Below are 14,460 nucleotides of genomic sequence, written 5' to 3' on the forward strand. Positions count from 1 at the left end.
GTGACAACCCTCTGGATCCTGCTGCGCGCGCTGCATTTTACTGCCGTGATGTTGCTGACCGGCAGCGCCTGTTACAGTGCGCTGCTGGCGCCCAAACGCTATCGATCCCTGCTGGCGCTACGGTTGAACCCGCTGGTGAAGGGGAGTGCCTGGCTGGTGCTGCTCAGTGCGGTGGCGATGCTGGCCTGCCAGAATGTGTTAATGAGCGGCACCAGCACTAACCTGACCGACATCGATATCTGGCTGGCAGTGTTGGGCACGCACTTTGGTGAAGTGTGGCAGTGGGAAATCATTTTCGGCGTGCTGGCTGTTGGCGCGCTATTACTGACCGGAAGCCTGCGTCAGCAGGTGTTACTGCTGGCTGGCGTTCTGCAACTGGCCTGCATGGCGCTGATAGGCCATGCTGCGATGCGCGATAGCTGGCCCGGCGATCTTCAGCAGATTAACCATGCACTGCATCTGATTGCGGCGACGTTCTGGGCAGGTGGATTACTGCCACTGTTGCTGTTGATGCGCGAGGCACGGCAGATTGATCGCCGCACCGATGCGATTCGCACTATGATGCGTTTCTCACGCTATGGTCATCTGGCGGTGGCGTTAACGCTGCTCAGCGGGGTGATAAACAGCGTAATGATCGCGGGCTGGCCGCTGATGTGGCACGATTCACGCTACGTTATATTGCTACTGTGCAAAGTGCTGCTGGTTGCTCTGATGGTTCTGGTGGCGCTGATTAATCGATACTGGCTGGTGCCGCGATTCCGCCTGGCGGGCAGCGGGGCGCAGCAAAAATTTATTCGCATGACGCAGCTTGAACTACTGCTGGCATGCGGCGTGGTTGGGCTGGTCAGCGTATTTGCCACGCTGTCGCCAGCCTGAATGTAGTTTAAGAGAGAAAAGGGTAGTTATGTTGCTGAAGAAAGTGATTCCCGCAATCCTGTTGTTATCCGTATGCGGCCAGGCGCTGGCGGCGCAAATCATTACCGTCAGCCGCTTTGAGATCGGTAAAGATAAGTGGCCCTTTAATCGTGAAGAGGTGATGCTGACCTGCGAGAAAGATGGTGCGATGTTTGCCATCAATCCGAGTACGCTGATGACATACCCGCTGAACGACATCGCTGACACACTGTTTAAAAACAAGCAGGTGAAAGCCCAGCCGATCAGCGTGATTCAGGCCGAAGACAAAGCCCATCCGGGCCAGATGATGAGCCTGCAGCCGATTATCGAACGCACTCAGGCGCTGTGCGGAAAATAGGCCTTTCGGGTGCAGCCTCGCGCTGCGCCCACTCTCCGAAATTTTGCCGTTGCGATCACAATCTGATCCAGTTTATGGCCCTGATTCCCGCGTTTGCTGGCATTTCCACCGCGCTGTTCTAATCTTAAATGGCAAGGCGACACCGCCTTCATAAATGCCAACTTTTAGCGCACGGCTCCTTGAGAGCCATTTCCCTGGACCGAATATAGGAATCGTATTCGGTCTTTTTTTAGTTGTATGATTTATATGGTATTTTTGAGGGTGGTTACGAAATTTCCCGAAAATATCCCGAAATCTCGATATCCAATCTATACCATTACATATTCCTGACCACGCGAATCGAGATACTTTTTAGTCATAGAAAGGTTTTTATGGCCGAGTAATCTTTGCGCAAAGTCCTCCCCATTTTCCACTTCATACAGTCGGCTGGCAAGACTTCTGATTTCATGAAAAGTTGGTGGGTTAGGGCCAAAACTAATCCCGCTCATTTCACGAGCCTCTGCAAAAGCACCTGTGAGCGCATCTGGTGAAACTGGCCCCGGCTTTCTTCCCCCGCGCCGGACTGCAGAATAAATCAGGCTATCCGATGGGTTAACCCGCTTCGCAATGTAGCCAGATTACGATACTGCAAACGCAAGAGCGTGCAAAACATCGGCTCATCGCTGATTTATTACTGCAGCATCTCACCAAAAGAGGCCCGGAACAGAATGGAATGGGCCATGGATATTCTCGAAGGAGAAATGTTTTACGCAATTAATCGAGAAATGGAGAAGGAGATTCTTAAAATCGCTGCGTGAATATACAAAATAGCACGAAATGACAAAGACAAGGGCAAGCAACCTGGCACATTAACGGCATAATCGGGAAGTGAAGCGAACAGATCGCGGTTTTACCGGTCAGTTGCATAAATGTGGATGCCAAGAAGCCTCGCGACCTCACCAGTCGGCGGGGCTTTTTATTTTCTCCCTCTGCATCGCACAGATAACACTAATAAATCATTTCAAAGGTCAGCCATAGAGCTGGCCTTTTCTTTTTTCGCCCCTGCCAATCAACCTCGACTCTCACCTTTTCCTGTGTGGCAACGGGCGATGTTTTATGCATAAAAAAATCCGCTCAATGGCGGATTATTTCTTATTGGCTACCCAACGGCGGTGCGGTGTTTTATCTCGACAAGAAAAGACTAACCGGACTTGCTCAGTTCAGAAAGTAGACAATTCCTAATTGAGCCTGTCCCCGAAACCGGGGGTCACATGAGTATTGATATGAGCAAACTGGCATCAGGCGCAGCATATGGCGCATCTGCCGGGACGATTGCCAATGGTCTACTGACCCGGTTAAGTCCCGATGAATGGAGTGCTGTGGGCGTACTGGCCGGTATTCTGGTTGCGCTCTTCACGCTCGGCATCAACTGGTATTACAAGCGCAAAACCACAATAGCGCAGATTAAAGCCCTTCAGCGCTGGCCCACCGCGCCAGACATCAACGAGGATTAACCCATGGCTATGTCAAACAGCCTGCGCAATAAGCTTATTGCTGTCGCGGGTGGCGGAGCTATGGCTATCACTACGGTATTCCTCGGCGGAAAGGATGGGGTAGAGGGCAGGGTGTACGAACCTTACAAGGATGTGGCAGGCGTGTGGACTGTCTGCGATGGTCACACCGGCACCGACATCATCAAAGGCAAAAAGTACACCGACCGCGAATGCGATCGGCTGATGTGGAATGACCTGCAGCCAGTCAAAAAAAGCAGTCGACGGAATGGTCAAGATTCCACTGGGCGAATATCAGCGCGCCGCACTTTACAGCTTCACCTATAACGTGGGCACAAGCGCGTTCTCAAAATCGACGCTGCTTAAGCGCCTGAATGCCGGTGACGTTGATGGCGCATGCGAAGAACTACGCGGCTGGATCTACGCTGGCGGCCAGAAGTGGCGGGGATTGATGAACCGTCGCGATATGGAGCGCACCATGTGCCTGGCGGAGAGCGCTGATGACCTCAAAGGCTAAAGTGCTCGCCGCGCTCATCCTGCTGGTTCTGCTGCTATTAGCCACCTCTGTAGCCTTGGCGCTTTATTATCGTGGAAATGCCATTAACTACAAGGCGCAGCGTGATACGGCATCAAGCAATCTAAAGATGGCAAAAGACACCATCACGGACATGCAGACACGCCAGCGCGATGTGGCTGCACTCGATGAGAAATACACGAAGGAGTTAGCCGATGCTAAAGCGACTATCGATCAGTTGCGTGATGATGTTGTTACTGGCAAGCGCCGGTTGCAGCTCAACGCCACCTGCACGAAGCAATCTGCCCCCGGCACCTCCAGCCTGGATGCTGCTGCCGGCCCCCGACTTACTGACACCGCTCAACGGGATTATTTCACCCTCAGAGAGCGAATCGAAGTGGCCGGAAAACAGATAGCCGGGCTGCAGCAGTATATTGTTGAACAGTGCCTGAAATAGAAAAAGTGTCAACACGTCATTCTTAAGCGAACGCTATTAACGGCTGAAGAAATTGTGGGCTTCGAGATAGTTTTCGGCAATCACTATTCCGAGGGGGCTTAAAACATAGTCATTAAATTCCTCGATTTTTTTAATCGAAAAAGCTTCCATTATCGAAGATAATGTTGCAAATTCTGCCTTAAAAAATTCCTCATTGTCTATAACTATACCTGTTCTTTCTTTTATAAGTTCCATGTAATTCTTCTCATAATGTTGCTCTGAATTTATGCAGCCTTTAATTGCAAGCATTTGCTTGTTCACCGGTTTTAATGAATCCAGTGTTGACAGTATTTTTATGTAATCAAGCTCATAAATTTTATAAGCTTGGGCGATGATGTCGAAGCAAGTTTGAAGTGGTAGTCCTGGAACTGAAGGGCCGTCAGTTCCACGTTTAACAATCTCTGTAATGTCGACTTCGCCCATAGTTTTATGGCAGAAACGAAAATAATAAATTAGTGAAAGGAGTTTTATCTCGCTTGTTGTTAGCTTCTGCGTGGTATCTAAGGCATGATCTAAAATCAGATTTTCTTCTTCTTCAGTGCTTTTAAATTTGGATACTATAAGCTCTTTGAGCAGTTCTGATTTAGCATCAAACCCTTTTCTTGCGACCTGAATAACTGCTTGGTTGAGGGTGTACTGAATATCAGGATCAGCGAGTTTTGCTCTTAGTTTTTCATCAACATCTTTAGACAGTTTTTCTGCAATTTGTTGGCCAAATTCTTGAGCCCGTGAGTCGACTAAAGCGTAAGCATCTGCACGAAGAGATGCCATCTCACTTTTAACCATGAGCTGGCAAATCGCCATGACCTCAGTTGTAGTGTTGCCAAAGTGGGCATCACCTGTAACTTGTATAGCTGAGGAATTATCGCCCACACTTTGGCCGGACTTCTCGAATAAGTTCATTTTTTGTCCTTTTCATTAATGGTCATGTTCCCACCCACTTGTATGCCACTCGAGTTATCGCCGATTGTTTGACTAACTTCTTTCTCCTTGGTTTTGTTGCTTTTCAAATTGGCTAAGGCGGTTAGAAAAACAATCAAACTCGCTAATGCTGCAAGCACGGTAGCTAATGTTTGGCTGGTAAAGGCTTGATAGCCAAAGCCTAAAGTCGAAATAAAACATACAAAAACGATTAACTTTCTCACCAACATCTCCAGAGGCAACAATGGCACTCACCGACAAACAAGAAATGTTCTGTCGCGAGTACCTCATCGATTTGAACGCCACGCAAGCGGCCATTCGGGCGGGGTACAGCGAAAAGACCGCCCGTGCATCAGGTTGCGAGAACCTGACTAAACCTGACATCCAAAACAGAATCGCCGAACTTAAAGCCGATCGCAATGAGCAGATTAGCGTTGATGCTGCTTATGTATTGAGGCAGCTCATTGAAATCGACGAAATGGATGTGCTCGACATCATGACTGACGATATGAGTATTAAGCCAGTATCTCAGTGGCCCGCCTCCTGGCGTCGATACCTTAGCGGATTTGACCTAGCCGACATGTTTGAGGGCAGGGGGGAAGATCGGGAAATGGTTGGCATCCTGAAAAAGATTAAGTGGCCTGACAAGGTTAAGAATCTCGAACTGCTTGGCAAGCACATAACTGTCTAGGCGTTCAAAGATAACGTTAAAAACGAACTGGTCGGCGCTAATGGCCTTCCTCTTGCCACGTCATCATTCGTGATTAGCTTCGGAGCGGAAGATGACAGCAGCGGAGACGAGACTTAGCTTTGCGCCTAAGTTCAAGCCACTCTTCCAGCCAAAACGCTACAAGACGTTCCACGGTGGGCGTGGTGGTGCTAAATCATGGGCTGCTGCCCGCGCGCTGGTCATCATGGCTGCCAGCAAGAAGCTCCGCATACTCTGTACCCGTGAGGTGCAGAACTCGATTAAGGATTCAGTACACAAGCTGCTGAAAGACCAGATTGAGATGCTCGGGCTTAATCCATGGTTCCGCATCACCAATGAGAGCATCACCAGCGCATCCGGCAGCGAGTTCCTGTTCAATGGCCTGCGCTTCGACCCGCTTGGCATCAAATCAACTGAAGGCGTAGACATCTGCTGGGTAGAGGAGGCGCAGTCTGTGTCCTCGGATTCATGGGCGATCCTGATACCCACCATCCGTAAAGAGGGCTCGGAGATTTGGGTGACGTTTAACCCCGGCAAAGAGTCAGACCCGACCTATCAGCGCTTCATCGTTACTCCACCGGATGACAGTATCACGGTCGAGGTGAACTACTACGACAACCCATATCTGCCGGAAACACTTCGCAAAGAGATGGAGTACTGCAAGCGAGTTGATTACGAAGCGTATGAGCACATCTGGCTGGGCAAGCCGAAGTCGATTAGCGATTCAGTAATCTTCCGTAACCGGTACCGTGTGGAAGCATTCCCTGACGACCTGTGGCAACAAGCTGACCGCCTGTTCTTCGGTGCTGACTTCGGTTTCGCAAATGACCCGAGCACGCTTATCCGCATGTTCATGATCGACACCCGGCTCTATATCGAATATGAGGCCTATGGCGTCGGCGTGGAGCTGGATGAGATGCCGCAGTTCTACGACTCAATCCCTGAGGTGCGTAAGTGGCCGGTAAAAGGTGATAACTCCCGACCGGAAACCATCAGCTATTTGGCACGTCAGGGCTTCTCGATTGACGCGGCGGCCAAATGGAAAGGCAGTGTTGAGGATGGTGTCACCCATCTGAAAGGGTTTGAAGAAATCATCATTCATGAACGCTGCAAACACACCGCCGATGAATTTCGCCACTACTCCTACAAGGTCGACAAAAAGACCGGCGACATACTGCCGATCATCGTCGACAAGTTTAACCATTGCATCGATGCCATTCGCTACGGGCTGGATGGCTACATTACCAGCTCAGACAGCCTCGGCACCTGGGCGCAACTTGGGAAAGGCTGAATATGTCCGAAACAGAAAGCATGTCGCAGCCTGTACCAACGCGTGACAGCTATGAAAACTTCATTGCCCGGATGGGCGTCAACGAGTCGAACCAGTCTGGCGCTGGCACCTATCGCAACAACTGGACCTCCCGCAACCGGCTGCTGATCGAGCAGGCCTACCGCACATCATGGCTGGTTGGCGCTGGCGTTGATGCTATTCCTGATGACATGACCCGCAAGGGCGTGACCATCACCTCAAAGCTGGAAGATGGACGCAAGGAGCAACTCGACCACGCATGGGATGAAATGGGGCTGTGGGAAGCAATCAACGACACGCTGAAGTGGGCGCGGCTCTATGGTGGCGCTGTAGGCGTCATCCTGATTGATGGTCAGAACTACTCAACGCCGCTTCGTGTTGAGGCCATTGCCAAAGACTCGTTTAAAGGCGTGATGGTGATGGACCGCTGGATGCTCAATGCCATGACAGAGCGCCGGGTGAGCGAGCTGGGCCCTGACTTTGGCATGCCAGAGTTCTACAAAGTGGTGACGTCAGCTACCGGCATCCCGCCGTGGCGCATCCACCACTCCAGACTTATTCGCTTTGATGGCATCCCACTTCCGTATCAGCAACGTCTGACTGAAAACGACTGGGGCATGTCGGTGATTGAGCGTTGTTTCGATCGCCTGCTGGCATTCGACTCCACAACAACCGGTGTTGCTCAGCTGGTCTACAAGGCTCACCTGCGCACCTACAGCATTGAAGGCTTGCGTAAGCTGCTGGCGATGGGTAAAGACAGCCCGATGTTCAAGGGGCTCATGTCGCACATGGACATGATCCGCGAGTACCAGAGCAACGAAGGCATGACGATCATGGATGCGGCTGACAAGTTTGAGGCGCACACCTATTCGTATGCCGGGCTCAGTGACGTGCTGGCGCAGTTTGGTCAGCAGGTCTCAGGCGCGTTTGGTATCCCGCTGGTACGCCTGTTTGGTCAGTCTCCTGCCGGGTTCTCTACCGGTGACACCGACCTGGCTGACCGGATGCGCCAGGCTATGCGCGACACGAAAGGGATCGGCAACTTCCGCAACCTGTTTATGTACGCGCCGAACGGTAAGCCGGACGGGATCAAGATTCTGCCGCTCAGCGAGGTAGCGACGAAGGACGATTTCTTTAACATCAAGAAGGCCAGCCGCGACGACCTGCTAAGCGCACACCGCGTGCCGCCGCAGATGATGGGGATTATCCCGGACAACTCCGGCGGATTCGGTGATGCGGTGAAAGCGGCATAGGTGTTTGTGCGTAACAAACTGACACCGCTGCAGGAACGTCTGAAGGAAATCAATAACTGGCTGGGCGAAGAGGTGATCGCCTTCCGCCCTTATTCGCTGGAAGCGGCAACAAACTGAAGATGTAACGCCTGCCTGTGCAGGCGTTAGTTATTTACCCAACCAGCGCCCGGCCTGTGCAGACTCAACCAACAAACGGAGAGTAAGCGGATCATGCGGTGCGGTGAAATCTTCCGGGAAATAGTCGTTAAAAGAGATGGTGCCGGGGTCAATGCCAAAACTGTCAGCATACCGCTCAAGTAATTCATAAGCGTCGATGGGATCCATGCGAAAGTCGTTGTTCAGATCAGTGTCCAGCTCAAGCTTGTAACGTTTTAATGTAAACAAGCTTCTGCCGTTATAATCTTCAACCAGCGCAAATACTGCCTTCTCTATATCCTCACTTACCATATTCTGTCGTCCTTATGGGCAATAAGGTTGTATTTTACCGTAGTTTTCCAGCCTATCTCCGCCACATCAGCGGCCATAATTACCCATCCTAAAACCGGTATTGTGCGACCGACGAAAGTACCCAATTTATGGGTCATCAACATTTTAATTTGGAATGGTTTTTTAGGGTTTTGTATCCACGTAGGCAACCTGAACGGGAGACGGTAATCGCGCAACAGCTTGCGAGAATACACCGAGGCATAAGAGGTACCTTTCCAGGCACCCTTTAACTTTCCTGACACGTCAATCGTATTCTGTCCCGAGTAAATTGCAGCTATGGCTATGATATCCTTTGCACCGCTAAAATGCTCAGCGGTCACATCAATCATAATCCAGAAATAAAGCTCTGCCGGGGAAAGGTTGGTAAGCCCGCCATAGAAGTAAGTCCCGTTTAACTGTTCAGTTGTATCCATATAATTCCCTTACATGGTTAACCGTGTTGGTCAAAACTTTATCATATTGATTCCGGTCAGTGCCATACTTCATCTGCCGCTCTCAGACCCGATTTGCGAGGCTCAAATCCTCTTCACCAGTTCAATCTCATCAAACCCTTGCGTGCGCCTCCGTGCCGCTGGCGCAACCTCCGAATACATGTTTACACCCCTCGCGCGCAATGCTATCCCCGCCACGCCTGCCCGCTTTGTGCATCGCTTTTAATGCAGTTGCATGTACAACCTCTGAGCGCGCCAGCTCTGGTCTTACAGACGCTTAGCGATCCACTTTGGATCATGCGGATTAATGCAAGCATATGCACTTTGATGCAGAAGCAAAAAGCCACCTTAAAGGTGGCTAGTGAACGGTAGGGAAGGGGCAATTAATCATTCTGCCTGGCAGTAAATAGCGGCTTCGAAAATAGCTGTGTCGATTGTCCCTGCCATGTCGCTAATCATCGACAGTGCCATTTTTAATTCATCTTCTTTGCAATGTGCGATCAGCGATACGTCAGCAATGAACTGAATGCGTGCAACCGTTTCACTTAGATTATCTATTTTCATCAAATGATTAACTCCTTTTAGTCAAAATGTACTGTATGTATAAACAGTGTCATGATGAACTAAAATCGTAAACAATCGTGCGGCTCAGATTAGTCCGACTGCCGTTTTATTAATCAGGCAACTGTATGCCTCTTTTTCTCGCTAGTGCATTGAAGCGCTTTAATGGGGCGGCATTTATGCGACGTCTATGGAACAGATAGCCGCTTGTTCCGCTCCAGTAAGAAAGCTCTCCAATCTTGATTGTGTGGCCTTTCATCATGCGCACAGCTTCACCGTCGGACAGTGTTAACCTGGAGATCTCAAAGAAACTCTTTTTCAACGCCTCACGTTCTGCGCAATGACTCCGTTCAGAGTGATATTTGTCCGGCTCAGGTTGCTCCTGCGCTGGCTTTTCTCTTAATCGCTTAAGAATCCTTCTTCGCTCGGCGCGAGTAGGGGGCTTTGTGAAATCGATAGCGGCTTCAGAGCCTGTCGGCTCCGTACAGTTATTGACAGAACTCCGAGAGGACGCAGGCGCGTCCTTAAATTCAAAATCCAAATCAACGGCACGTTTCGGGACAATCCTCCATTGCATCAGACGGGTTAAAATTGGCGTATCGTTGCCAACTTCAGTTGCGTAAACACCCTTGATACGCACAGTTTCCTCTCCGTACTCATTCATGTCTTCGCTTGCCTGATACCAGGTGCGCACAGCCAGCTCGTCGCGGCGCACAAATGGGCCACCCTGCGCGTTAACGTATCCGGCCCAGTCTCCTGCGTCGGCGGCGTCATGCGCGGCCGCAAACTCAACGCTCAGGCCGTGCGCGGTTTCGCTGTCTGCCATGCGGCGCAGTTCGCGGTAAACCGTGACCGGCGCACCGCCCACAAACTGAAATTGCCGGATGTGCCAGCGTGCCGCCCAGGCAGAAACGGCCGAGGCAGTTTCCTTAAGGTCTTTGCCGCTTTCGGCGTCCGTCTCGCCGTCTAGCGCGTAGCCGTCGATATTCTTGGAAATGTATTTAGCAACGTAACCCGTCGCGCTACCTTTCTCCGGGTCGATAGCCTCGGCGTGAAAGCGGGCCTTACGGGCTTTGTCGGTTGTCAGCTCGCTGCCGTCTTGCTGCCAGGCGTAGTCGCGCATAATCTCGCGCACGCGTTCAGCCTGCTCCGGACGCATAAACATGAGCATGTGCTAGTGCGGAGTCGCATCATGATGAGGCTCAGCAACGCGGATCCCGAAGATGCGGATTTCTTCGCGGTGCAGCTTGGCGCGAATTTTCTGCCAGACACTGCAGAGATAACGCTGGGTGTCGGCCGGGCTGGAACCGTTCCATTTACGGTTACGATGCCCGGTTTTGATTGTGGCGTGATAGCGCGCGGGGGCGGTCAGCGTGTAGAATTCGCCGATAAAGCCCATTTCATTGCAGATATTTTCGAAGCCACGAATGCGGGTCATCAGCTCGCAGCGGCGAATAGCCGGATTGGCCACACTGCCGTCATATTTCTCGATCAAGCTGATACGGTTGCCTTCTTCGTCTTCCAGCTCCATTCCCTTCAGAAACTCACGGGTGCGGCGCTTCTGCTCGCGCCACTCTGAAACGGTCATGCTGCTGGCGTAGGGGGTGTGCTTTTTGCTGACGTTAGCCAGGGCGATCTGAAGGTGTTCACGCCATGATGCAGCCACTCGCCGCAGTCGGCCTTTCCACCACTTTTCCGTCTGCATACGCATGATCGCCGGGATAACTTCCTCCGGGTCAAACAGCCGTGACGTGACTTTATCCCATAATGGCGGGGTCTGGCTCAGCTCACGGGTAATGGTGGCGGCGGTCATGTAAACGCGGTGCGTGTATTTGTAATCTGACTCATCGCTGGCCTGCGCGTGCGCCTGTACCAGCTCAGCGAGAATGAAATTAGCCACATACCCGGCCAGCAGATCGACATCGGCGCGAGCCATATCCGGCAGGCGGTTAAAACGGCGCATTAGAATGAAAAGCTGACCACCTGCTATAGCCGCATTGTCGCGCTCAGTTGCGTTACCGCCGAGTAAACTTAATGTGCTCCCCTACATCACGCCGAGACGATATTGAGCATTAACGGTTTCAACGCGTGGCAATGTGCGCTCAACAAATGTCTTTGTTAAGTACGCATTGGCGCGGGCTGTTCCCTGTGTCTTTTCAAGATCACTAACGCGGCGTTTAACGTCGAGCTGTATCACAGTCGGCTGCTTTTCAAGTAGCTCCTGCGCACGCACTAAAGCCGCAATCATCTGAGTGCGGCTGTGCATTTCCTCATAGGTGGGATAAGGGCTGGCGATGGCTTCCCGTGGAGCATTCCACGGGTAAGCAAATTCCTCATGCATCAGACATTGCCCTGCCGGTGTTTATTGCGATGTTCCTCAATTTCCTGGCAGGAAACGCAGCGAATTACACTCAGATATGCGCGGCGGCGCGTTTCAGGAATTGGGGTATCACAGTCTTCACAAAATGAGGCGCTTATAGCAGGCGCGCGCGCGGCTGTTACAGCCAGAATCAGTCAAGGGACCATATCTCTTTTGCGAGGGCGGCTTAAAATCGGGCTGCATGCGCGCAATTTGAAAATGACCGAAACAGCAGCAAAACATATGCTTGAACCCAGTCGGTATGTACCTTTGCAGATTCAGGAAAGAGCTATTCGTTTTGGTAAGCGAATGCCAGACCCTCGTGAAGGAAAAGGAATGTTCCGATACGAAACGGATATTTATAAACTGCGCTACGATAAGCAGCGAAGGGAATATGTTCATCAGAAATACAAATTTGAAGTAATAGTCAGGGAATCAGACTGGACAATATCTCATTTTAAATATTTTTATTAGCTGACAAGGAAATTTCAATGTTTGATATCAGGAATGAAGAGTTTACATTCGCAATCGCTCCCTTTGAACGCGTAGTGGATAACGAAGCCGATCCTGTTAACCATCACTGGGACTGGATACAGTCCAGGGTGGAGTTTTCGGTAAGCGGCCTGAAAGTGGCATTTAAAACGGAGTTCACCGTTGGAGAATTGAAAATGCTGAAAAAAGAATTCTCAGCTTTTCATCAGGCGCTTATTAATCAGCAAAAGATCAAGTCGTTTAACTATCAGAGCGATATTCATCAACTGGACATGATACTGACCAATGAAAAAAGTATTGATGGCGTAACTGTTGATTTCATTCTTCGCCCGGAACCACATGCCGACAGCGTCCAGGTTAAAGGCAGCTTTGGCCTTGATGAAAGCTATTTCCCCGACATTCTGAATCGACTTGATGAAATGATTCAATGGCAGAATTAAACATTCTGCCATTGAAAATTTTAATAGAAAGCTACGGGCGTAAAACGAATTTTCTATTCAGGCGTTTTCGGCCAGCTGATAGCTGGCGCATTTGTGATATCTGCAGCCTGTACCGCCTGCACGTACTTCATCCAGGTGGTCAGCGTGGCTTTATCCGCATCAGTAATGATGCCGGGCAGCAGCTGCGTCTGCCATGCCTGAGTAATTCCGTTGACCTCACTCACGCCCGCTGACTTTTCGCTGGCCGCTGCGTCAAGCAGTAGCTGCTGCTGCGCATCGCTGTCGGTTAGCCACTTTTCACCGTCCCACTTATCAAACGCGGTTGCCGGAGAATGCGTTATGGTGTCCGCCGGATTGTCGCCCAGTACCGTGATTTTCACCGGCGCGCCGCCTGAAATCGGGTAAGCCGTTTCACCGCGATGGTCCGGCACGCTAATGTTAGCTTTCATCGTGCCGCCCTTTTTGACTTCCAGCTGCGCAGTTTTGAGCAGCGTTGCGCATTCCACTTCTGGCGAGTCGAACAGGATTTTACCGTCGCTTTGATGGTTGCCGTCTGTATGCCGGTTGCGGTCAGTGCGCCGGTTTCCGGCTCGTATTCGATCACCGCATCGTCAGGAAATGACCAGCGCATCGGCCCAGGCAGACGGAGCCGGATTGTCATAAGAGAAAATTCCCGGCATCACAAAGCCGGTATCAAGTTCACCACCGAGGCACAGTTCAAGCACCTGCTTACCCACTGACGGCGTATTCCAGGAGCGGGTTTTACCCGCGCGGGCGCTGAATGTCTTCGGGTTGTTCATTCATGATTTAGATTTTATTTTCCCCACAAGCTAAAGCTAACATCAGTTACGCATAGCCAGCCCGTTGCGGCAGGAAAATGGCTACGCCATGCGCGTTATAACATCTCGTCCTGTCTGATTGGATGTTTCTTCTGACATTCTATATGCTTATTGGATATTAAAATGATCATGACACTATTTCACGTAGATGCAGTGTTTACAACGAATAAAAATCAGATGCTATAAATGAGAGGTTGAATAAGTGAAGCGTGTATTTTTATGGCTCATGCAATCATTTATCTATTTAATCCCTGCTGCTTTAATTATTGCAGGAGTTTATATTTTCATTCTATTTATTCCTGAATATGCGGCGATTATTAGCATAATATGGGTGATGGTTGTTTCTTATGTGTATATTAAATACAATCGATGGTATTAGGTTTGTTAAGAGATCTTCGTGATCCTGATTTAATCGATAGCGTTAAAGTGTGAAGTGTGACGAAAAAAATGATCTCCTTAGTGAGGTTGGCTGCCATTTAGCGATTATATAATCTGGTTTCTCTGGTTAAGTCCTGTCTGAGATATCATTGAGTCAGGCTCGCGCTCTGTCTTATTTTCTGACATATAAATCATCTTAATAACTGCTCTGTTATTCTTACTTTGGGTCCCCTTAATACTCATGATACCCCCCATTTTACTGCCAGCAGAACAGAGGCTTTCCGGACGCTTCTCCTCAAAATTGATCTCAATCAATATATCTAAACATCTTCCCCGAACGGTCCTCCACGTTTATTTAACGTATAAAAACCACGTCGTAACCTGCCCCGGTGATTTTTAACCAGGGTTTATTATGTTCTTAAAAAAAGTTATTCCTTGTGCGCTCGTAGCGTTAGCGAGTGCATCCATGTCTGGTTGTGTGATGGCAGAGGGAGGATACCATCGCGGCCCATCATCTGAATGGCATCATC

The 14,460-nt window shown here is 50.3% G+C and carries 14 protein-coding genes and 5 pseudogenes; 9 read left to right on the forward strand and 10 right to left on the reverse strand.

Going from position 1 to position 14,460, the window contains the following annotated elements:
• Together copD and NP77_RS10285 are read left to right on the forward strand one after the other, a co-directional pair.
• Window positions 1–876 (forward strand): copper homeostasis membrane protein CopD, encoded by an 876-nt coding sequence (copD, locus tag NP77_RS10280; RefSeq protein WP_039660051.1) that lies wholly within the window; start codon window positions 1–3, stop codon window positions 874–876.
• A 28-nt stretch (window positions 877–904) separates the two neighbouring features.
• Window positions 905–1,252: a YebY family protein gene (locus NP77_RS10285; RefSeq protein ID WP_003849240.1), complete on the forward strand. Its 348-nt coding sequence runs from the start codon at window positions 905–907 to the stop codon at window positions 1,250–1,252.
• A 308-nt stretch (window positions 1,253–1,560) separates the two neighbouring features.
• On the opposite strand, the gene NP77_RS22910 is transcribed toward NP77_RS10285, so the two are convergent.
• Window positions 1,561–1,860, reverse strand: a complete 300-nt coding sequence (locus NP77_RS22910; protein ID WP_082040840.1) for a tyrosine-type recombinase/integrase — start codon at window positions 1,858–1,860, stop codon at window positions 1,561–1,563.
• Between the two features lie 642 nt (window positions 1,861–2,502).
• Between NP77_RS22910 and NP77_RS10290 the strand changes: the two genes are divergently transcribed.
• From NP77_RS10290 to NP77_RS23960, 3 genes and pseudogenes are all read left to right on the forward strand, one after another.
• Window positions 2,503–2,745: a phage holin gene (locus tag NP77_RS10290; RefSeq protein ID WP_039660053.1), complete on the forward strand. Its 243-nt coding sequence runs from the start codon at window positions 2,503–2,505 to the stop codon at window positions 2,743–2,745.
• 9 nt (window positions 2,746–2,754) lie between these two features.
• Window positions 2,755–3,259, forward strand: a pseudogene (locus tag NP77_RS10295) (lysozyme).
• Complete coding sequence (locus NP77_RS23960) at window positions 3,243–3,713, forward strand: lysis protein (protein ID WP_039660055.1); 471 nt, start codon at window positions 3,243–3,245, stop codon at window positions 3,711–3,713. Before NP77_RS10295 ends, NP77_RS23960 begins: the two are co-directional and overlap by 17 nt.
• Before the next feature lie 36 nt (window positions 3,714–3,749).
• Here the strand turns inward: NP77_RS23960 and NP77_RS10305 are convergent, their stop codons facing one another.
• Both NP77_RS10305 and NP77_RS10310 read right to left on the reverse strand, forming a co-directional pair.
• Window positions 3,750–4,655, reverse strand: a complete 906-nt coding sequence (locus tag NP77_RS10305; RefSeq protein ID WP_039660057.1) for an LPO_1073/Vpar_1526 family protein — start codon at window positions 4,653–4,655, stop codon at window positions 3,750–3,752.
• On the reverse strand, window positions 4,652–4,897 hold the full coding sequence (locus NP77_RS10310) for a hypothetical protein (protein ID WP_128755130.1): 246 nt from the start codon (window positions 4,895–4,897) through the stop codon (window positions 4,652–4,654). Before NP77_RS10310 ends, NP77_RS10305 begins: the two co-directional genes overlap by 4 nt.
• A 20-nt stretch (window positions 4,898–4,917) precedes the next feature.
• Between NP77_RS10310 and NP77_RS10315 the strand changes: the two are divergent.
• From NP77_RS10315 to NP77_RS23655, 3 genes and pseudogenes are all read left to right on the forward strand, one after another.
• Window positions 4,918–5,361: pseudogene (locus NP77_RS10315) on the forward strand (terminase small subunit); the annotation flags it as partial.
• A 94-nt stretch (window positions 5,362–5,455) separates the two neighbouring features.
• A complete protein-coding gene (locus NP77_RS10320) occupies window positions 5,456–6,673 on the forward strand; it encodes a PBSX family phage terminase large subunit (protein ID WP_039660061.1) in 1,218 nt (405 codons plus the stop codon).
• 2 nt (window positions 6,674–6,675) lie between these two features.
• A pseudogene (locus tag NP77_RS23655) lies at window positions 6,676–7,692 on the forward strand (DUF1073 domain-containing protein); the annotation flags it as partial.
• Window positions 7,693–8,091: 399 nt separating this feature from the next.
• Here the strand turns inward: NP77_RS23655 and NP77_RS10335 are convergent.
• From NP77_RS10335 to NP77_RS24055, 5 genes and pseudogenes are all read right to left on the reverse strand, one after another.
• The gene (locus NP77_RS10335) at window positions 8,092–8,391 is read right to left on the reverse strand and encodes a DUF1493 family protein (protein ID WP_003854584.1); all 300 of its coding nucleotides are present in this window, start codon (window positions 8,389–8,391) and stop codon (window positions 8,092–8,094) included.
• Entirely contained in the window at window positions 8,385–8,843 is a 459-nt protein-coding gene (locus NP77_RS10340) for an STM2901 family protein (RefSeq protein WP_039660063.1), read from the reverse strand. The genes NP77_RS10335 and NP77_RS10340 overlap by 7 nt, the downstream gene beginning before the upstream one ends.
• A gap of 405 nt (window positions 8,844–9,248) precedes the next feature.
• Window positions 9,249–9,425: a hypothetical protein gene (locus NP77_RS23665; RefSeq protein WP_008925343.1), complete on the reverse strand. Its 177-nt coding sequence runs from the start codon at window positions 9,423–9,425 to the stop codon at window positions 9,249–9,251.
• Window positions 9,426–9,534: 109 nt separating this feature from the next.
• A pseudogene (locus tag NP77_RS10350) lies at window positions 9,535–11,763 on the reverse strand (replication endonuclease).
• Window positions 11,763–11,936: a TraR/DksA C4-type zinc finger protein gene (locus tag NP77_RS24055; protein WP_071778541.1), complete on the reverse strand. Its 174-nt coding sequence runs from the start codon at window positions 11,934–11,936 to the stop codon at window positions 11,763–11,765. Before NP77_RS24055 ends, NP77_RS10350 begins: the two are co-directional and overlap by 1 nt.
• 336 nt (window positions 11,937–12,272) lie before the next feature.
• Here NP77_RS24055 and NP77_RS10360 point away from each other — a divergent pair, with 336 nt between their 5' ends.
• Window positions 12,273–12,713, forward strand: a complete 441-nt coding sequence (locus NP77_RS10360) for a hypothetical protein (RefSeq protein WP_039660065.1) — start codon at window positions 12,273–12,275, stop codon at window positions 12,711–12,713.
• A 53-nt stretch (window positions 12,714–12,766) separates the two neighbouring features.
• Here the strand turns inward: NP77_RS10360 and NP77_RS23670 are convergent, their stop codons facing one another.
• Together NP77_RS23670 and NP77_RS23675 are read right to left on the reverse strand one after the other, a co-directional pair.
• Window positions 12,767–13,162 carry a tail fiber assembly protein gene (locus tag NP77_RS23670; protein WP_039660479.1) on the reverse strand — a complete coding sequence of 132 codons (396 nt, stop codon included), beginning with the start codon at window positions 13,160–13,162 and terminating at the stop codon, window positions 12,767–12,769.
• A pseudogene (locus NP77_RS23675) lies at window positions 13,145–13,492 on the reverse strand (phage baseplate assembly protein V); the annotation flags it as partial. The gene NP77_RS23670 and the pseudogene NP77_RS23675, both read right to left, overlap by 18 nt.
• Window positions 13,493–14,460 lie beyond the last annotated feature (968 nt).

The sequence above is a fragment of the Pantoea sp. MBLJ3 genome (genome assembly GCF_000816655.1).
GTDB classification, from domain to species: domain Bacteria; phylum Pseudomonadota; class Gammaproteobacteria; order Enterobacterales; family Enterobacteriaceae; genus Pantoea; species Pantoea eucalypti.